General features: G+C 68.2%; 13 protein-coding genes. 9 read left to right on the top strand and 4 right to left on the bottom strand.

Translation table 11 applies throughout. The annotated features are described in order from the left end of the window. On the top strand, positions 1 to 760 hold a 760-nt coding region (locus R6V09_RS20215), incomplete at its 5' end, for a LysR substrate-binding domain-containing protein (protein WP_317882811.1). On the opposite strand, the gene R6V09_RS20220 is transcribed toward R6V09_RS20215, so the two are convergent. Both R6V09_RS20220 and R6V09_RS20225 read right to left on the bottom strand, forming a co-directional pair. After that, on the bottom strand, positions 757 to 1,617 hold the full coding sequence (locus R6V09_RS20220; protein ID WP_317882812.1) for a phosphatase PAP2 family protein: 861 nt from the start codon (positions 1,615 to 1,617) through the stop codon (positions 757 to 759). The genes R6V09_RS20215 and R6V09_RS20220 overlap by 4 nt on opposite strands. 131 nt (positions 1,618 to 1,748) lie before the next feature. Further along, positions 1,749 to 2,831: a LacI family DNA-binding transcriptional regulator gene (locus tag R6V09_RS20225; RefSeq protein ID WP_317882813.1), complete on the bottom strand. Its 1,083-nt coding sequence runs from the start codon at positions 2,829 to 2,831 to the stop codon at positions 1,749 to 1,751. 313 nt (positions 2,832 to 3,144) lie between these two features. Between R6V09_RS20225 and R6V09_RS20230 the strand changes: the two genes are divergently transcribed. The 6 genes from R6V09_RS20230 to R6V09_RS20255 all read left to right on the top strand — a co-directional run bounded on the left by R6V09_RS20230 (position 3,145) and on the right by R6V09_RS20255 (position 10,860). Beyond that, positions 3,145 to 4,419, top strand: a complete 1,275-nt coding sequence (locus tag R6V09_RS20230) for an extracellular solute-binding protein (RefSeq protein ID WP_317882814.1) — start codon at positions 3,145 to 3,147, stop codon at positions 4,417 to 4,419. A 110-nt stretch (positions 4,420 to 4,529) separates the two neighbouring features. Next, positions 4,530 to 5,534 (top strand): carbohydrate ABC transporter permease, encoded by a 1,005-nt coding sequence (locus R6V09_RS20235; protein ID WP_317882815.1) that lies wholly within the window; start codon positions 4,530 to 4,532, stop codon positions 5,532 to 5,534. Positions 5,535 to 5,547: 13 nt separating this feature from the next. Then, positions 5,548 to 6,414 carry a sugar ABC transporter permease gene (locus R6V09_RS20240; RefSeq protein ID WP_317882816.1) on the top strand — a complete coding sequence of 289 codons (867 nt, stop codon included), beginning with the start codon at positions 5,548 to 5,550 and terminating at the stop codon, positions 6,412 to 6,414. Positions 6,415 to 6,601: 187 nt separating this feature from the next. Next, positions 6,602 to 8,320: a glycoside hydrolase family 13 protein gene (locus tag R6V09_RS20245; RefSeq protein WP_317882823.1), complete on the top strand. Its 1,719-nt coding sequence runs from the start codon at positions 6,602 to 6,604 to the stop codon at positions 8,318 to 8,320. A 136-nt stretch (positions 8,321 to 8,456) separates the two neighbouring features. Continuing rightward, on the top strand, positions 8,457 to 9,833 hold the full coding sequence (locus R6V09_RS20250; protein WP_317882817.1) for an alpha-amylase: 1,377 nt from the start codon (positions 8,457 to 8,459) through the stop codon (positions 9,831 to 9,833). A gap of 70 nt (positions 9,834 to 9,903) precedes the next feature. Then, a complete protein-coding gene (locus tag R6V09_RS20255) occupies positions 9,904 to 10,860 on the top strand; it encodes a S66 peptidase family protein (protein ID WP_317882818.1) in 957 nt (318 codons plus the stop codon). A gap of 16 nt (positions 10,861 to 10,876) precedes the next feature. On the opposite strand, the gene R6V09_RS20260 is transcribed toward R6V09_RS20255, so the two are convergent. Further along, positions 10,877 to 11,551: a DUF4232 domain-containing protein gene (locus tag R6V09_RS20260; protein WP_317882819.1), complete on the bottom strand. Its 675-nt coding sequence runs from the start codon at positions 11,549 to 11,551 to the stop codon at positions 10,877 to 10,879. A 62-nt stretch (positions 11,552 to 11,613) separates the two neighbouring features. After that, positions 11,614 to 13,650 (bottom strand): carbohydrate-binding module family 20 domain-containing protein, encoded by a 2,037-nt coding sequence (locus R6V09_RS20265; protein WP_317882820.1) that lies wholly within the window; start codon positions 13,648 to 13,650, stop codon positions 11,614 to 11,616. A gap of 387 nt (positions 13,651 to 14,037) precedes the next feature. Between R6V09_RS20265 and pulA the strand changes: the two genes are divergently transcribed. After that, a complete protein-coding gene (gene pulA, locus R6V09_RS20270) occupies positions 14,038 to 19,425 on the top strand; it encodes a pullulanase-type alpha-1,6-glucosidase (RefSeq protein WP_442810092.1) in 5,388 nt (1,795 codons plus the stop codon). Between the two features lie 76 nt (positions 19,426 to 19,501). Next, a partial coding sequence (locus R6V09_RS20275) for a response regulator (RefSeq protein WP_317882822.1) occupies positions 19,502 to 20,337 on the top strand: 836 nt, incomplete at its 3' end.

A 20,337-nucleotide genomic window follows, 5' to 3' on the forward strand; every position in this document is an offset into this window, starting at 1 on the left:
GTACGCGGACGCGATCGGCCGGCAGGTCGCCGAGGCGGAGACGGCATTGGCGGACCTGGTGGCGGGGCGCACGGGACGGCTCACGGTCCGCTACTTCGCCACCGCGGGCGCCACCCTGGTCGCCCCCGCCGTGGCCCGGCTCCGCGCCGAACACCCGGGAATCCGGCTGGAGTTGAGGCTGACGGACCCCGAGGATCCGCTGCCCGAGGTGAAGGAGGGGCGGGCGGATGTCGCGCTGGTGGTGGGCGGCTCCGGCGGTTCCGGCAGTCCCCACGGCTCCCCCAGCTCCCGCGCTCCAGACGGCGTACGGCTGGTGAAGCTGCTCGATGATCCGTATCTCGCCGTGCTGCCCAAGGGGCACCGGCTGGCCGCGCGGCGGAGTGTGGAGCTGCGGGAGCTGGCCGAGGAGGCGTGGGTCGGGAGCGAGTGGCCGGGGCCGTGCCTCGACGCCCAGCTCGGTGCGTGTGCGGCGGCGGGGTTCCGGCCGAGGTTCGCGGTACAGAGCGAGGACTACGTGACCGCTCAGGGTTTCGTGGCGGCGGGCCTCGGGGTGACCCTGATTCCCCGGCTGGGGCTGGGCAGCCGCCACCCGGACGTGGTCGTACGGGTCGTACGGGATCCGGAGCCGGTGCGGACGATCCATGCGGCGGTCCGCGAGACGGCACCGCCGCAGCCGGCCCTGCGGGCGTTTCTACGGGCGCTGCGGGACGCGGCGACCGGGGCGACCGAGGGGACCGGGGCGATCACAACCCTGGATTAGGCCTTCGTGGGCAGCCAGAGGCCGTCCGCTCCCCGTACCGCCACCGTCCTCGGCAGGGCGTACGGGAACGCGCCGTACCAGAGGCGGGAGACCGTGAAGCCGAAGGCCAGGCAGAGCATGCCGCCGACCGCGTCGAGCCAGAAGTGGTTGGCCGTGGAGACGATGACCATGAGGGTCGCCGCCGGGTAGAGGAGGCCCAGGACGCGGACCCAGGGGAGTTTCGCCAGGGCGAAGATCGTCAGGCCGCACCACAGGGACCAGCCGATGTGCATGGACGGCATCGCGGCGTACTGGTTCGACATGTGTTTCAGGTCGCCGGAGGCCATCGAACCCCAGGTCTGGTGGACCATGACCGTGTCGACGAAGTGGCCGCCGTTCATCAGGCGGGGCGGGGCCAGCGGGAAGAAGTAGTAGCCGATCAGGGCCACGGCCGTCGTCGCGAAGAGGACGAGACGGGTCGCCGCGTACCGGCCGGGATGACTGCGGTACAGCCACACCAGGACACCCAGCGTCACCACGAAGTGCAGTGTCGCGTAGTAGTAGTTCATGCCGACGATCAGCCAAGTCACCGAGTTCACCGCGTGGTTGACCGACTGCTCGACGGCGATGCCGAGGTCGTTCTCCACCCGCCAGATCCAGTCGGCGTTGCGCAGTGCCTCGGTCCGCTGTTCCGGAACCGCGTTGCGGATCTGTGAGTACGTCCAGTAACTCACCGCGATCAGCAGGATCTCAAACCACAGCCGGGGCCGGCGCGGAGTCCGCAACCGGCGCAGAAAACCCTGCCCCGCGGCGTCCGCGACGGGGCTCGGAACGGCTTCTTCACGGCCTTCCAATGTCGTCACGGTGGTCTCACCCATAGACACGAAGTCTGCCAGAAAAGGCTTCCGCGACCGATCATCCCCTGGTCGGGTCCGGCTCGCATGTTCTACGACGAGAAGAGTCCCCGTACTACTACCAGCGCAGGGCAAGCCGCCGCGTTTTCTCCCCCTTAGGGACGATTCCGCTCCCCAGGCGCCGAAGCCGTCGAACCCCGCACCACCAGTTCCGGCATGAACACGAACTCACTGTGCGGCGCGGGGGTCCCGCCGATCTCCTCCAGCAACGTCCGCACCGCCGCCTGTCCCATCGCCGGCACCGGCTTACGGATCGTGGTCAGCGGCGGGTCGGTGAACGCGATCAGCGGGGAGTCGTCGAAGCCCACCACCGAGACGTCCGTGGGCACCCGAAGACCCCGCTGCCGGGCCGCCCGTATCGCGCCGAGCGCCATCATGTCGCTCGCGCACACGATCGCCGTACAGTCGCGGTCGATCAGCGCTGCGGCGGCGGCCTGCCCGCCCTCCAGCGTGTACAGCGAGTGCTGGACGAGCCGGGTCTCCACGTCCTCGGCGGTCAGGGCCAGTTGGTCCTGCATCGTGCGGACGAAGCCCTCGATCTTGCGTTGTACGGGTACGAAGCGCTTGGGGCCCAGTGCCAGGCCGATGCGGGTGTGGCCGAGGGAGACGAGGTGGGTGACGGCGAGGGTCATCGCCGCGCGGTCGTCCGGCGAGATGAACGGCGCCTGCACCTTGGGCGAGAAGCCGTCCACGAGGACGAACGGCACGCCCTGCGCCCGGAGTTGCTCGTAGCGCTGCATGTCCGCGGAGGTGTCCGCATGCAGTCCGGAGACGAAGATGATGCCGGCCACCCCGCGGTCGACGAGCATCTCGGTCAGCTCGTCCTCCGTCGACCCGCCCGGGGTCTGGGTGGCGAGCACCGGGGTGTAGCCCTGCCGCGTCAGCGCCTGCCCTATGACCTGCGCCAGGGCGGGGAATATCGGGTTCTCCAGCTCCGGCGTTATGAGACCGACCAGGCCCTCGCTACGCTGCCGCAGTCGCACCGGACGCTCGTAGCCGAGCACGTCGAGCGCGGCGAGGACGGACTGGCGGGTGGTGGCGGCGACGCCCGGCTTGCCGTTGAGGACGCGGCTGACGGTCGCCTCGCTCACCCCCGCCTGGGCGGCGATGTCGGCAAGCCGTGTGGGCGCGGGAGTGGACTGTACCGGCCGTCGGCGCGCTGCGGGTTGCTGCGTCATCGCGTTCCCTCGTGTTCTGGTCGGCTTCTGGTCGGCATACGGCGTGCGGCAAGAGATTGCAGAGTCTTGCACAAGTGTCTCATCGCCCGCTGAGCCGCATCAATACTCGGTTTCACCCGGATCGAGGAGAGGTCACGGGCGGGTAACTCTCGGGCCGTCTTGCAGTTTTTTGCAGCAAGGACTTTCGCAACGCTTTCATCGCTGTTACGTTCGGCGACGCCCGGCGGCGGCGAAGGAGCGGTCGGCAAGTGGCAGGGGCGGCGGACGGGCCCGCCCCCTGCGGCACACGGGCTTTCACCCTCAAGGAGAACTCATGCGGCGTGGCATAGCGGCCACCGCTCTGGTGGCGTCCCTCGCCCTCGCGGCGACGGCCTGCGGCGGCAGTGACAGTGACAGCGGCAAGGCGGACGGGCCGGTCACCATCACCTGGTGGGACACCTCCAACGCCACCAATGAGGCACCGACGTACAAGGCCCTGGTCGCCAAGTTCGAGGCCGCCAACAAGAACATCAAGGTCAAGTACGTCAACGTGCCCTTCGACCAGGCGCAGAACAAGTTCGACACCGCCGCCGGCTCCAAGGGCGCCCCGGACGTGCTGCGTTCGGAGGTCGGCTGGACACCCGCCTTCGCGAAGAAGGGCTACTTCCTGCCGCTCGACGGCACCGAAGCCCTCGCCGACCAGGCCAAGTTCAAGCAGAACCTGATCACGCAGGCCCAGTACGACGGCAAGACGTACGGCGTGCCGCTGGTCACCGACACCCTCGCCCTCGTCTACAACAAGGCGATCTTCGCGAAGGCCGGCATCACCACACCGCCCACCACCTGGGACGAGTTGAAGGCCGACGCCTCCAAGATCGACGCCAAGGAGGACGTGTACGGCTACTGGGGCTCCACCCAGGCCTACTACGCGCAGACCTTCCTCTACGGCGAGGGCACCGACACCGTCGACGCCGCCGCCAAGAAGATCACCGTGAACTCCGCCGCCGCGCAGAAGGCCTACGGCACCTGGCTCAGCCTCTTCACCGGCCAGGGCCTGCACGACGCCGACACCACCGCCGACGCCTACGCCCACATCCAGGACGCGTTCGTCAACGGCCAGGTCGCCTCGATCATCCAGGGCCCCTGGGAGATCACGAACTTCTACAAGGGCTCGGCCTTCAAGGACAAGTCCAACCTCGGCATCGCCCAGATCCCGGCCGGCTCCACCGGCAAGTCCGGTGCCCCGACCGGCGGTCACAACCTCTCGGTCTACGCCGGCTCGGACTCCGCGCACCAGAAGGCGTCCCTGAAGTTCCTCAACTTCATGACCTCCGCCGCCTCCCAGTCGACGATCGCGCTGAAGAACTCGACGCTGCCGACCCGCGACGACGCCTACACCGCCGCCGTCAAGGCCGACCCGGGCATCGCCGGCTTCCAGAGCGTCCTCGGTGCCGCCCAGCCGCGCCCGGCGCTCGCCGAGTACAGCTCCCTGTGGGGTCCGCTGGACACCGAGCTGCCCAAGATCGCCGGTGGCAAGGAGTCCCTCACCAAGGGCCTGAGCAACGCCGAACTCGCGATCCAGAAGCTGGTCCCGGACTTCAGCAAGTAGCCCCGCATGGCCGCCGGATCCGCAAGTAACAGCCGTGGGGGACGGATCCGGCGGCCATCGGCCTGCGTACCGGCCCAACTCCTGACCTTCCAGAAGGTGTCGAACGAACCATGACAGTCGCCATCGACCGCGCGACCGGCAAGCGCCACGGTGACCGCGCACCCCGCCCCGGGCTCGGCGGGCGCCTCAAGTCCGGCTACCAGAAGCACTGGTACGCGTACGCGATGATCATCCCCGTGGTCGTCGTGCTCGGCGTCCTCGTGCTCTACCCCCTGGTGTACGGCCTGTACCTGACGCTCACCGACGCCAACAGCCTCAACACCGCGCGCACGATCGGCGTCAACCACATCGACGCCACCTACAAGTTCATCGGGCTCGACAACTACAAGGACATCCTGTTCGGCCCGACGTCGTACGACCGCTTCTGGTCGCACTTCATCTGGACGATCGTCTGGACCGCGGTCTGCGTCACCCTGCACTACACGATCGGCCTCGCGCTCGCCCTGCTGCTCAACCAGAAGCTGCGCGGACGCACCCTGTACCGGCTCATCCTGATCCTGCCGTGGGCCGTCCCCACCTTCGTCACCGTGTTCGGCTGGCGCTTCATGCTCGCCGACGGCGGCATCATCAACACCGCGCTGCACACCCTGCACCTGCCCCAACCCGACTGGCTGGAAAGCACGTTCTGGCAGCGGACCGCCGCGATCATGGTCAACACCTGGTGCGGTGTGCCCTTCATGATGGTCTCGATGCTCGGCGGACTGCAGTCCATCGACGCCTCGCTCTACGAGGCTGCCGAGATGGACGGCGCGAGCGCCTGGCAGCGCTTCCGCTACGTCACCCTGCCGGGCCTGAGGTCGGTCAGCTCCACCGTCGTACTCCTCGGCGTCATCTGGACGTTCAACCAGTTCGCCGTCATCTTCCTGCTGTTCGGCAACACGGCCCCCGACGCCTCGATCCTCGTCACCTGGTCGTACTACCTCGGCTTCGGCCAACAGCCGCGCGACTTCGCCCAGTCGGCCGCCTACGGCATCCTGCTGCTGGCCATCCTGATCGTCTTCACCTCCTTCTACCGCCGCTGGCTGAACCGCAACGACCAACAGCTCGCGATCTGAGGCAGGAGTCCCCATGAGCACCACGACCACACCCCACCGGACGCGCCGCCGGGGCGAGTTGAGCCGGGCCGGCTCCCTCACCTCGCACGGCATCCTGATCGTCGCGAGCCTGATCGCCCTCTTCCCGATCGCCTGGCTGGTCTTCCTCTCCCTCGGCCCGGACTCGGACGACTACCTTCACCCGGCCGGCATCTGGAAGAAGATGACGCTCGGCAACTACTCGTTCGTGCTCCAACACACCGAGTTCTTCGACTGGTTGAAGAGCTCACTGATCGTCTCGCTCGGCACCACGGTCATCGGTGTGACCATCGCGGCCAGCACCGGCTACGCCGTCTCGCGCATGCGCTTCCCCGGCTACCGCAAGTTCATGTGGGTGCTCCTGGTCACCCAGATGTTCCCGATAGCGGTACTCATCGTGCCGATGTACCAGATTCTGGCCGATCTGCAGCTCATCGACAGCTACCTTGGTCTCATCCTCGTCTACTGCTCGACGGCGGTGCCGTATTGCGCCTGGCTGCTCAAGGGCTACTTCGACACGATCCCGTTCGAGATCGACGAGGCCGGACGCGTCGACGGGCTGAACCCCTTCGGCACGTTCGCGCGACTGATCCTGCCGCTCGCCAAGCCGGGGCTGGCGGTCGCCGCGTTCTACAGCTTCCTCACGGCTTTCGGCGAGGTTGCCTTCGCCTCGACGTTCATGCTGTCCGACACGAAGTACACGTTCGCGGTGGGGCTTCAGACGTTCGTGAGCGAGCACGATGCGCAGCGGAACCTGATGGCTGCGACTGCTGTGCTGATCGCGATACCTGTGGCCGCGTTCTTCTATCTCGTGCAGAAGAACTTGGTCACAGGGCTTACCGCGGGTGGCACGAAGGGCTGACGACGGGTTCGTTGTCGGCTGCGGCGCCGTCGTGGCTGGTCGCGCAGTTCCCCGCGCCCCTTTTGGGGGCCCGCCCCCAAACCCCCCAACCCGGGGCGGTCGTGGTGTTCATCCGACCCCGCTATCACCACGGCCGCCTCGTCATCAACTCCCCATGACCACAACCCCGTTACGCACCAAGGACGCCATGACCCAGCAGCACTCCGCAATCGCCCCGGCACCGAACCCCGCCAAAGCCAAGCGCGGCGACTGGTGGAGGGACGCGGTGATCTACCAGGTCTATCCGCGCAGCTTCGCCGACAGCAACGGTGACGGCATGGGTGATCTGGAGGGCGTACGCGCCCGACTCCCGTATCTGCGTGACCTCGGCGTCGACGCCGTCTGGCTCAGCCCGTTCTACGCCTCCCCGCAGGCGGACGCCGGCTACGACGTCGCCGACTACCGTGCCGTGGACCCGATGTTCGGCAACCTGCTCGACGCCGACGCCCTGATCCGTGACGCCCACGGCCTCGGTCTGCGCATCATCGTCGACCTGGTCCCCAACCACTCCTCGGACCAACACGAGTGGTTCAAGCGGGCGTTGCGGGAAGGGCCCGGCTCGCCGCTGCGGGAGCGCTATCACTTCCGCCCCGGCAAGGGCGAGCACGGCGAACTCCCGCCCAACGACTGGGAGTCCATCTTCGGCGGGCCGGCCTGGACCCAAGTCGAGGACGGGGAGTGGTACTTGCACCTCTTCGCCCCCGAGCAGCCCGACTTCAACTGGGAACACCCGGCGGTGGGCGACGAGTTCCGGTCGGTACTCCGCTTCTGGCTCGACATCGGCGTCGACGGTTTCCGTATCGACGTCGCCCACGGGCTGGTGAAGGCGGAGGGTCTGCCCGACCTCGGCTCGCACGAACAGCTCAAGCTGCTGGGCAACGATGTCATGCCGTTCTTCGACCAGGACGGCGTGCACGACATCTACCGTCAGTGGCGCACGGTCCTCGACGAGTACGCGGGCAATAAGTTGGGGCCCGAAGGGCCTTCCTTGGAAGGGCGGGGGCGGGAGACGGGCGGGCGCATCTTCGTCGCCGAGGCGTGGACCCCGACGGTGGAGCGGACGGCCAACTACGTGCGTCCGGACGAGCTCCACCAGGCCTTCAACTTCCAGTACCTGTCGACGGATTGGGACGCGAAGGAACTCCGTACGGTCATCGACCGGACGCTGGAGGCCATGCGGCCGGTCGGCGCCCCCGCCACCTGGGTGCTGTCCAACCACGACGTCACCCGGCACGCCACCCGCTTCGCCAACCCGCCCGGCCTCGGCACCCAGATCCGCACGGCGGGGGACCGGGAGTTGGGCTTGCGCCGCGCCCGCGCCGCCTCGCTGCTGATGCTGGCGCTGCCGGGATCGGCGTACATCTACCAGGGCGAGGAACTCGGTCTCCCGGACGTCGTCGACCTCCCGGACGAGGTGCGCCAGGATCCGGCGTACTTCCGGGGTGAGGGCCAGGACGGCTTCCGTGACGGGTGCCGGGTGCCGATCCCGTGGACGCGCGACGGATCGTCGTACGGCTTCGGGAACGGCGGGAGTTGGCTGCCGCAGCCGGACGGCTGGGGCGAGTTGAGCATCGAGGCACAGACGGGGACGGCCGGCTCGACGCTTGAGCTGTACCGGGCCGCGCTCGCCGCCCGCCGTACCCAGCCCGATCTCGGCGCGGGCGACTCGGTGGAGTGGCTGCGGGCGCCCGAGGGCGTACTCGCCTTCCGGCGGGGGGAGTTCGTGTGTGTCGCGAACACGGGTGGGGAGTCGGTGACGACGTCGGCGTACGGTCGTCTCCTGCTCGCCAGCGGTGAGGTGACCGAGGCGGACGGCGAGGCGAAGCTGCCCGCCGACACGACGGTCTGGTGGACCACCACCCCCTAGGCCGAAAGTTCTTGCAGCAACTTCACACGGCCCGCTGCCCTTTTGGGTGGCGGGCCTTTAACATCTGGCCACCGCAAGATTTCCACGGGATTTCAGCAAGAACATTCAAGAACCTTCAACGGAGAAGGAACCCCACATGGCCAGCAGCAGATCACTTGCAGGAACGTTCGCCCTCGCCGCCGCGACGGCGCTCCTGGTCCCCGGTACCGCACACGCCTCCCCGCCCGGCACCAAGGACGTCACCGCCGTCCTCTTCGAGTGGAACTTCGCCTCGGTCGCCAAGGAGTGCACCAACACCCTCGGCCCCGCCGGCTACGGCTACGTCCAGGTCTCCCCGCCCGCCGAGCACATACAGGGCTCCCAGTGGTGGACGTCGTACCAGCCGGTGAGCTACAAGATCGCCGGGCGGCTCGGCGACGCGACCGCCTTCCAGAACATGATCAGCACGTGTCACACAGCGGGTGTGAAGGTCGTCGTCGACACCGTCATCAACCACATGTCGGCGGGCAGCGGCACCGGCACCGGCGGCTCGTCGTACACGAAGTACAACTACCCCGGCCTGTACTCGTCGTACGACATGGACGACTGCACGTCGACGGTCAGCGACTACACCAACCGCGCCAACGTGCAGAACTGCGAACTCGTGGGCCTCGCCGACCTGGACACCGGCGAGGAGTACGTCCGCGCCACCATCGCCGGCTACATGAACACCCTCCTCGGCTACGGCGCCGACGGCTTCCGCATCGACGCGGCCAAGCACATCCCGGCGACCGACCTCGCGAACATCAAGTCCCGGCTGAGCAACCCCTCCGTGTACTGGAAGCAGGAGGTCATCTACGGCAGCGGAGAGGCCGTCCAGCCCACCGAGTACACCGGCAACGGGGACGTCCAGGAGTTCCGCTACGCCTACGACCTCAAGCGGGTCTTCAACAACGAGAACCTCGCCTACCTGAAGAACTACGGGGAGGGCTGGGGGTACATGAGCAGCTCGGTCGCCGGTGTCTTCGTCGACAACCACGACACCGAGCGCAACGGCTCCACCCTCAACTACAAGGACGGCGCCAACTACACGCTGGCCAACGTCTTCATGCTCGCCTACCCCTACGGCGCCCCGGACATCAACTCCGGCTACGAGTGGTCGGACACGGACGCCGGACCGCCCAACAACGGTGCGGTGACGGCCTGTTGGCAGGACGGCTGGAAGTGCCAGCACGCCTGGCCGGAGATCAAGTCCATGGTCGCCTTCCGCAACGCCACCAGCGGCCAGTCCCTCACCAACTGGTGGGACGACGGCAACGACGCGATCGGCTTCGGGCGCGGCAGCAAGGGTTATGTGGCGATCAACCACGAGTCGTACTCGCTGACCCAGACGTACCAGACGTCGCTGGCCGCGGGCACGTACTGCAACGTCCAGAACAGCACGTCGGTGACGGTGAACTCCAGCGGGCAGTTCACCGCCACCCTGGCCTCCAACACGGCCCTGGCGATCTACACGGGCAAGACGAGCTGCTGAGCGGAGCGGGGCCGGAACTCCCGTGAGGGGTGCGGGAGTTCCGGCCCCGCGTATGTAGGAAGATCGCCGTATGGACACCTCCGGCAACCTCCCGGCCTTGAGACCGCCGCGGTTGCGGCCGGGCGACCGGGTGCGGATCGTCGCTCCGGCCTGTCCCCCCGGCCGGGAGCATGTCGCCCGCGGCGTCGAGCAGTTGACGTCCTGGGGGCTTCGGCCCGAGGTGGGTGAGCATGTCTTCGACCGGTGGGGATACATGGCCGGCCGGGACGAGGACCGCCTCTGCGATCTGAACTCCGCGTTCAACGACCCGGGTATCCGCGCGGTGTTCGCCGCCATGGGCGGCAAGGGCACCTACCGCATCGTCGACGACCTCGACACCGACGCGCTGTGCCATGACCCGAAACCGGTGGTCGGCTTCAGCGATATCACCCACCTCCATCTCGCCCTGTGGGCCCGCTGCCGCCTGGCCTGCCTGCACGGGCCCTTCCCCAACGCGAGCGACGCATGGTGCGGGCCCGAGTCGGCCGACGCCGTCCGCCGCGCGCTGATGACCACCGATCCCGTCGTCATCCACCGGGACGCGGGCCAGGCCACTGCGGCGGTCACCGTCGAGGGCACCGCGACCGGTGTCCTCGTCGGCGGCAACCTCGACGCGGTCCGCACCGAGGCCGGCGCCGGTCTGCCGAGCCTCAAGGGGGCGATCCTCTTTCTCGAACACAAGAGGGGTACGGGGCTCGGGGAGGTCGACCGCGCGCTGACCCAGCTGGCCCGGGCCGGGGCGCTGGACGGGTTGCGCGGTGTCGCGCTCGGCCAGTTCCTCGGCTTCGAGCAGGATGCCGACGACGCGACCCTCGGGGGATGGGGCATCGCGGACATCCTGCGTGACCGGCTGACCCGCCTTGGCGTTCCCGTCCTCGGCGGGCTCCCGGCCGGCCACGGCCCGCACCCGCCGACCGTCCCGCTGGGCACCCGGGCCACGATCGACACCTCGGAAGGAACCCTGACGGTTCAGGCGGCCGTCGTCTGACCGTCGACCGCGCAGGTCAGGAGTTGACGGTGATGTGCCTGGCCAGCGCGGTGACGCTGAGGTCGCCGTGGTCGACCCACTGGGGGAAGGCCAGCGTCTTGTGCTGGGTGGAGCCGGGCGGGGTGATCTCCAGGAAGGAGGCGCGGACCGCGCCCGAGGTGGCGGTGTTGGCGTGGGTCCAGGCGACGACGGCCTCGGCGCTCTGGCCGTCCTTGAGGGCGAGGGTCTTCTTCCCGGGGTTGTGCGCGTACCAGGTGTTGCCCCAGTGGGTGTGGGCCGTGAGCTTCCTGTGCGCGGAGTTCTCCAGGCCCAGGCCGGGGTAGCCGCGCAGCGCGCAGGTCCTGCCGCTCAGGTTGCGCAGCGTGATGACGACACCCTGGTGGTTCATGCCACCGGCGAGCTGTCGGCCGAAGGTGACCTTGAGCGCGGCGGCGGAGCAGGTCGGCGTCGCCCTCGCGGTGCTGGAGGTCGCGGCGTTGGCGGTGCTCGCCCAGGCCGCGAGCCCCAGCCCGGCGACGGCGGCCAGACCGACCACCGTACGCCCGAAACGGCGGTCGGCGCGGTGCCGGGGCTTGGTGGTACCGGCCTGGGCGGTGGTGTTCTGCTGCTGGTTCACGGTGATGGTGCTCCACTCCTGCTCCGCGGCGCGGGCCGCGGTGTGCGCCCTGTGCCGTCCTCTGGTGCCCTGCACAAGGTCCGATGCGCGGCACGGCGGATTTGTTCGCAGGAGATGGAGGGAGATCTCGGAAAGGCCTATTTCCAGGTGTCGCTCGCCGTGTAGCCGGACGAGGTGCCCGTCGTGTACGAGCGGTTCGTGCCGGACTCCCAGGTCACGGTCCCCGAGCTGTCCTTCTTGATGTACTTGTAGGTGAAGGCCGTGCTCTTGGGGACGATGACGAGCTTGCTCCACGTCGGGTACGACGCCGAGGACAGCGGGATCGCGTCGCTCGTGTTCCAGGAACCGAGCGAGGCGATGGAGCCGGTGACGTAGACGTTGGTGCCGAGGGTGGTGGTCGCGTACTCGTTGAAGGTCACGTCGGTGGCGTCGGCGTCGGCCACGTTCCAGGAGTTGTTGAGCGAGACCGCCGAACTGGTCGTCGTGGCCGTTCTGTTGGCGTTCGACTCCCACGTGACGTTTCCGGACGCGTCCTTCTTGATGTACTTGAAGGTGAAGGACGTGTTGGTCGGCACGCTCACCGCCCCGGACCAGACCGGGTACCCGGACGAGGACAGCGCGACCGCCTTCGACGTGTCCCAGGCGCCGAGCGCGTCGATCGAACCGACGACGTAGACGCTCGTACCGGACGTGGTGGACGCGTACTCGTTGAAGGTCGCGGTCACCGTGGAACCGGACGAGCCGCCGCCCGTGTCGTCGCAGCCGACCGTGCAGGTGTAGGAGGAGTTGTAGAACGCGACCGCGCTCTTCGCCGGGACGGTGATCGACGCGCTGCCGCCGGAGACGGTGACCGTGGACGCGCCGCCGTCGATGACGTTCGAGTACGTGCCGTCGGCCATACCCGTCGTGAAGCTGTAAGTCGCCGACGAGGAACCGTTGTTGAGCGCGAAGAAGCCCGCTCCGCTACGACCGAAGCCGATCACGCTCGACGACTTGGTCTGCCAGTTGGAGACCGCCGCCGTGTCCACCGCGTTGTGCCAGGCCACCATGCCGACGACCCCGGTGTCCCGGTCGAGGCAGTACCAACTGCCGCTGGAGCAGTCCGTGTTGGTGACGAAGCCGGACGAGTTCGGCGGTGCCTGGTCGCTCTGCGTCCACTCCCAGCTGGCGTACACCGTCGGGGTGGACCACTTGTAGGCGAGCTGGAAGAGGTTGGCGAGCTTGTAGGTGTCGCCGTCCTTGTAGCTCATGTGGAGGCCGTTGCGTTCGGTGTCGTGGTTCGTCACGAAGGACACCGAGTTGGCGGCCGGGAGGATGCCGCTGCTCTCCAGGGCGGACAGGTCGCTCACGTTGCCCTGGAACGCCGACTTCATCTTGCTCGCGTAGGTGAAGTCGAGGACGTCACCCGAGGCGTAGTAGTCGCTGGGCTGCGGGGTCGAGCCCGGGTAGATCTCCTGGAAGACGTACGGCGCCGAACCCGCCGTCGTGTTCGTCAGCTTGCCCTCGATCGCGGCCAGGTCGGTCTCGGGGATGTGCTTGGCCGCGTCGACCCGGAACCCGTCGACACCGAGGGCGAGTTGCTTGTTCAGGAAGTTGGCGATGCCCGCGCGGACCGAGTCGGAGCCGGTCTTCAGGTCGGGCAGGCCCAGGAGTTCGCAGTTCTGGACCTGAGTGAGGTTCGAGTAGTCCTGGATGGTCAGGTCGGAGGTGGGGCAGTCCGCGGAGGTGTGGTAGTCGCCGGGGTCCCAGTCGGGGGTGTCGTACTTGCTGGTGATCGTGGTGCCGTTGTAGCCGGTGCCGGTCTGCGCGGCCGTGTGGTTGATCACCGCGTCCGTGTAGACCTTCACGCCCGCCGTGTGGCACGCGGACACCATGCTCGCGAACTGCGCCGCCGTACCGAAGCGGCTGTTCAGGTTGTACGAGTAGGGCTGGTAGACGTCCCACCAGTAGTAGTTGGTCTGCTTGAGCGACTCGGCGGGCGGCGCCACCTGGACCGCGCCGTAACCGGCCGGGCCCAGCACGTCGGTGCACTCCGAGGAGACGGAGTCCCAGTTCCATTCCCAGAGGTTGGCGATGACGTCGCCCTTGGCGGAGGTGTCCGCGTGGGCGGTGGCGGCGGGGAGTGCGATGACGCCCGCCAGGGCGAGGGCGCCGGCGGCGATGGCGCTCGTCATACGCCGTGATGGTCCGTATCTGCTCATCTGCGGCTCCGGAAGAGAGGATTCGGCGTTCAACAACTGGTGAGCGTGGGCCAGTTGAGAAGGGCACGTCAAGGTTGCTGCTGAAAGTTCTTTCTGTGACTTTCAGGCCCCTTGCTGCAACCCTTGCGTCGGCGATACGGTCTCGCCGGGGTCGGACCCGAACTGAGCCGTAATCGCAAGGAGTTCACGCCTGTGATACCGAGATGGCCGGCGCCGAGGCGCTCCGCTGGAAGTGCAGGGACGCGTCGTCCGTCGTCCGCGGCGCGGTCGTGGCCGGCCGCGCCCCGTGGCGGAGCCGCTGATGCATACGGCCCCGCGCCCCTTCGGGGCGCTGCCGAACCGCAGCGGACTTCGCCGAACCTGCTCACGGCACGTCGCACCCCGTCCCCGAGATGGATCGCGGCCCTCGCCGCGACCGTCCTCGCGGCAGTGTTCCTCCAGCCCCTCGCCGCCCACGCCGCGACCCCGCCCGCACCTCCGTCCGACGCGAAGCTGGCGGCCACGCCCGCCCGGCACGACGACACCCGCGAGCAGTTCTACTTCGTGATGCCGGACCGGTTCGCCAACGGCGACACCTCCAACGACCAGGGAGGGCTGACCGGTTCACGCCTCAGCACCGGCTACGACCCCACCGACAAGGGCTTCTATCAGGGCGGCGATCTCAAGGGCCTGACAAAGAAGCTCGACTACATCAAGGGCCTCGGCACCACCGCCATCTGGATGGCCCCCATCTTCAAGAACCAGCCCGTGCAGGGGACGGGGTCCGACGCCTCCGCCGGCTACCACGGTTACTGGATAACGGACTTCACGAAGGTCGACCCGCACTTCGGCACCAACAAGGACCTCGCGACCCTCATCTCCAAGGCGCACGCCAAGGGCATGAAGGTCTTTTTCGACGTCATCACCAACCACACCGCCGACGTCGTCGACTACGAGGGCAAGTCTTACGACTACCTCTCCAAGGGCGCCTTCCCCTACCTCACCAAGGACGGGCAGCCCTTCGACGACGCCGACTACGCGGACGGCACGAAGACCTTCCCCACCGTCAGCACCTCCTCCTTCCCGAAGACGCCGACCGTCCCCGCCGACAAGGCGGACGTGAAGGTCCCGTCCTGGCTCAACGACCCCACGATGTACCACAATCGGGGCGACTCGACCTACGTCGGCGAGAACGCCACCTACGGCGACTTCTCCGGCCTCGACGACCTGTGGACCGAACGTCCCGAGGTCGTCAGCGGCATGGAGAAGATCTACGAGAAGTGGGTGCGCGACTTCGACGTCGACGGCTTCCGCATCGACACCGTCAAACACGTCGACATGGACTTCTGGACCCAGTGGGCCACCGCGCTCGACAAGTACGCGGCCCAGCACGGCCGGAAGAACTTCTTCATGTTCGGCGAGGTCTACTCCGCCGACACGTCGGTCACCTCGCCGTACGTCACCCAGGGCCGCCTGGACGCCACGCTCGACTTCCCCTTCCAGGACGCGGCCCGCTCCTACGCCTCGCAGGGCGGCAGCGCGCAGAAGCTCGCGAGTGTCTTCGGCGACGACTACAAGTACACGACCGACAAGGCGAACGCGTACGAGCAGGTCACCTTCCTCGGCAACCACGACATGGGCCGCATCGGCTACTTCCTCGACCAGGACAACCCGAAGGCCACCGACGCCGAACTCCTCGCCAAGGACAGGCTCGCCAACGAGCTGATGTTCCTCAGCCGCGGCAACCCCGTCGTCTACTACGGCGACGAACAGGGCTTCACCGGCTCCGGCGGCGACAAGGACGCCCGCCAGACGATGTTCGCCTCGAAGGTCGCCGACTATCTCGACGACGACGAGATCGGCACCGACCGGACCGCCGCGAGCGACGCCTACGACCCAACTGCCCCGCTGTACAAGGAGATCGCCGCTCTCTCCAAGCTGCGCAAGGACAACCCGGCACTGACCGACGGTGTGCAGACCGAGCGTTACGCGGCCGACGGCGCCGGTGTCTACGCCTTCACCCGGACCAGTGGCGGCGCCGAGTACGTCGTCGCCCTCAACAACGCCGACACCGCGCAGACGGCGACCTTCGCGACCGGTTCGCCGGACATGAAGTACCGGGGGATCTACGGGACTTCGGCCACTGCTACGAGCGGCACCGACAACAAGGTCACCGTCACCGTCCCGGCCGGTTCCGCGATCGTCCTCAAGGCGGCCGGCTCCCTCGCCCGGCCTTCCAGCAACCCGACGATCACCCTCAAGGCCCCGGACGCCGGAGCCACCGGCACCGTCGAGCTGAGCGCGGATGTCGCCGGCGGCCGGCTCAACCGGGTCGTCTTCGCCGCCCAGACCGGCAACGGCAAGTGGCAGACGCTCGGTTCAGCCGACCACGCCCCGTACAAGGTCACCCAGATCATCGGCAAGGCCGTGGCGCCCGGAACAGCCTTGCGGTACAAGGCGGTTGTGGTCGACTCCAGCGGACGCACGGCGAGCGCGACAGCCGCCTCCACCTCCGGCACCCCGCCCGCCGAGGAGATCCCCACCGCCTCCTCCCGCGACTACGCGATCGTCCACTACAAGCGCACCGACGGCGACTACGACAACTGGGGCCTGTACGCCTGGGGCGACCTCGCGGACGGTGAGGCGACCACCTGGCCGGCCAGCCACCCGTTCATCGGGCGTGATGCCTACGGCGCCTTCGCCTACGTCAAGTTGAAGCCCGGCGCGACGAACGTCGGCTTCCTGGTGATCGACAAGGACGGTAACAAGGACGTCTCCGCCGACCGTTCGATCGATGTCACCAAGACCGGCGAGGTCTGGATCGAGCAGGGCAAGGAGGCCGTACAGACGGAGAAGCCCGATTACCCGGCGCAGGACACTGCCAAAGCCGTCATCCACTACCACCGCGCGGACGGCGACTACACCGGCTGGGGCCTGCACGTCTGGACGGGCGCCGCGAACCCCACCGACTGGTCGAGCCCGCTGCAGCCGGTGAGGACCGACGCCTACGGCGCCGTCTTCGAGGTGCCGCTCAACTCCGGTGCCACCAGCCTCAGTTACATCATCCACAAGGGCGACGAGAAGGACCTCTCCGCCGACCAGTCGCTCGACCTCAAGTCCAACGGCTACGAGGTGTGGCTGTTGAACGGCCAGGAGAAGTACCTCCTGCCGCAGCCCGCGGGCAGCGCGGCGGCCCTCGACCTGACCACCTCCAAGGCGGTCTGGATCGACCGGAACACGGTCGCCTGGAACGGCTCCGACGCGGCTGCCTCCACCCAACTCCTGTACTCCCACGACGGTTCCATCGCCGTGAAGGACGGCACGCTGACGAGTGACGACGAGCGGTGGCTGCGGCTGTCGAAGACCACGCTCACCGACGCACAGAAGGCCGAGTTCCCCTATCTGAAGGACTACACGGCCTGGTCCGTCGATCCGCGTGACCGGGGCCGGGTGCGGGAGGCCCTGACCGGTCAGCTCGTCGCCTCCCAACGGGCCGTCAACGGCGCGGTGTTGGCGGCGACAGGCGTGCAGATCGCCGGTGTCCTCGACGACGTGTACGCCGCCGCGACCAAGGCCGACCTCGGTCCGGTCTTCCGTAACGGCCGTCCCACGCTGGCGGTTTGGGCGCCGACGGCCCAGTCGGTCCAACTGGATCTGGACGGCTCGCTGAAGCAGATGAGCCGTGACGCCACCACCGGCGTCTGGTCCGTCACCGGTCCGGCCTCCTGGAAGAACAAGCCGTACCAGTACGTCGTGAAGGTGTGGGCGCCGACGGTCCGGAAACTCGTCACCAACCAGGTCACCGACCCCTACTCGGTCGCCCTCACCGCCGACTCCGAGCGCAGCCTCGTCGTCGACCTCGACGACAAGTCCCTTGCCCCCAGCGGCTGGTCGAGCCTGAAGAAGCCCAAGGCGGTGGCGCTGAAGGACGCCGAGATCCAGGAGCTGCACATCCGGGACTTCTCCGTCGCGGACAAGACGGTCCCCGCGAAGGACCAAGGCACGTATCTCGCCTTCACCGACAAGAACAGCGACGGCTCCAAGCATCTGCGGGAGCTGGCCAAGTCCGGGACGTCGTACGTGCATCTGCTGCCCGCCTTCGACATCGCGACCATCCCCGAGAAGAAGTCCGAGCAGTCGACCACCGACTGCGACCTCGCCTCCTACGCCGCCGACTCGGAGCAGCAGCAGGAGTGCGTGGCGGCCGTCGCCGCGAAGGACGCCTACAACTGGGGTTACGACCCGTACCACTTCACGGTTCCCGAGGGTTCGTACGCCACCGATCCGGACGGCACCGGCCGTACCGTCGAGTTCCGGAAGATGGTCAAGTCGCTGAACGAGGACGGCCTGCGGGTCGTCATGGACGTGGTCTACAACCACACGGCGGCCAGCGGGCAGGCGGACTACTCGGTCCTGGACAAGATCGTGCCCGGCTACTACCAGCGGCTGCTGGCCGACGGCAGCGTGGCCACCTCCACCTGCTGTGCCAACACGGCGACCGAGAACGCCATGATGGGCAAGCTCGTCGTCGACTCCGTGGTCACCTGGGCCAAGGAGTACAAGGTCGACGGCTTCCGCTTCGACCTCATGGGCCACCAGCCGAAGGCCAACATCCTCGCCGTACGCAAGGCACTTGACGCGCTGACGCTCGCGAAGGACGGCGTCGACGGCAAGAAGATCATCATGTACGGCGAGGGCTGGAACTTCGGCGAGGTCGCCGACGACGCCCGTTTCGTGCAGGCCACGCAGAAGAACATGGCCGGCACGGGCATCGCGACCTTCTCCGACCGGGCCCGTGACGCGGTGCGCGGCGGCAGCCCCTTCGACGCGGACCCCGGTGTCCAGGGCTTCGCGTCCGGGCTCTACACCGACCCCAACTCCTCCACGGCGAACGGCACTTCGGCCGAGCAGAAGGCCCGCCTCCTGCACTACCAGGATCTCATCAAGGTCGGCCTGAGCGGCAACCTCGCCAAGTACCGCTTCACCGACACCGACGGGAAGGACGTCACCGGCGCCGAGATCGACTACAACGGCACGGCCGCCGGATACGCGGACGCGCCCGGCGACGCCCTCGCCTATGTCGACGCGCACGACAACGAGTCGCTGTTCGACGCGCTGACGTACAAGCTGCCCGCCGGGACGAGCGCCGCCGACCGGGCCCGGACGCAGGTCCTCGCGATGGCGACCGCCACCCTGTCGCAGGGGCCGTCCCTCTCCCAGGCCGGGACCGACCTGCTGCGCTCCAAGTCCCTGGACCGCAACTCCTTCGACAGCGGGGACTGGTTCAACGCGATCCACTGGAACTGCGCGGACGGCAACGGCTTCGGGCGGGGGCTGCCGATGGCGGCCGACAACGCGTCCAAGTGGCCGTACGCCAAAGGCCTGTTGACTTCGGTCAAGGTGGGCTGCGGGCAGATCGAGGGGGCCTCGGCCGCGTATCAGGACCTGCTGAAGATCCGTACGACGGAGAGCGTGTTCTCGCTCGACACGGCCGGGCAGGTGCAGGCGAAGCTGTCGTTCCCGCTGTCCGGGAAGGACGAGACGCCCGGGGTGATCACCATGGAACTCGGTGATCTCGTGGTCGTGTTCAACGCGACGCCGAGCGGTCAGGAGCAGAAGGTGGACGCCCTGGCCGGTACCGGCTACCGGCTGCACCCGGTGCAGGCGGCGGGCGCGGACGCCGTCGTGAAGTCCGCTTCGTACGACAGGGGGACCGGCACTTTCGTGGTTCCGGAACGCACTGTGGCGGTATTCACCCGGACATCCTGAAAGCGCATTATCGTGGTGGGGCGGGCTGCGGACACCGGCCTGCCCCACCGGTGTGTCAAAGGGCCAGGTCTGAAAAATGGACGTCAACGGCAAACTGACGCACGCGACCGTGCTGCTCGTGGACGACGAGCCCGGGAGCCGGTTCGCGGTCGAGAGTGTGCTGAGCCGGGCCGGTCATCGGGTCCTCTCGGTCGGCAGTGGCGGCGAGGCGCTCACCGAGCTCGACGTGCGGCTGCGCAAGGGGAACCTGCCCGACGTGGCCCTGATCGACGTGCACCTGCCGGACATGAGCGGGTTCGAACTCTGCCGGCTGCTCAAGGAACGGCCGCGCATGGCGGGCCTGCCGGTCGTGCACGTCTCCGCCCTCGCCGTCCCCCCGAGCGACCGCTGTCCGGCGCTCGACGCGGGCGACGAGGCTTATCTGACGGTGCCCGCCGAGCCCGAGGAGATCGAGGCGGCCGTCCGGGCCGCGGTCCGGGCCGCCCGGCTGCGCGCCGACGACCAGGCGCTCGTCAGACGGCTGACCCTGCTGTCCGAGATGATCGTCACCATCCAGGCGGCGCGCTCCCTCCAGGAACTCGTCGAGGTCGCCGCCGACGGCACCGCGCGGCTCACCAACACGCCCGCCGCCGTGTTCGTCCTCGACCGGGACGACGAGCTGTACCGCGGCCTGCCCCGGGACCGCACCTCGGTCGCGCTGCCGGGCCCGGGCGCCGACCAGGCCGTGGCCCGGCTGCTGCGGCGGCTCTCCCAGGGCCAGTCCGGGGTGCAGATCACCACCGTGCCCGCGCCGCTGTGGCCCGCCGGGTTCTTCCGGCCCGGCGTGGAACACGACGCCAGGCTGGCGGTGGTCCTCACCCAGGAGGGCCGGGCCCCGGTCTGCCTCGCCGCCCCCACCCGAGGGCTGCGCCG

Source organism: Streptomyces sp. W16, from assembly GCF_033194735.1.
Classification (GTDB): Bacteria; Actinomycetota; Actinomycetes; order Streptomycetales; family Streptomycetaceae; genus Streptomyces.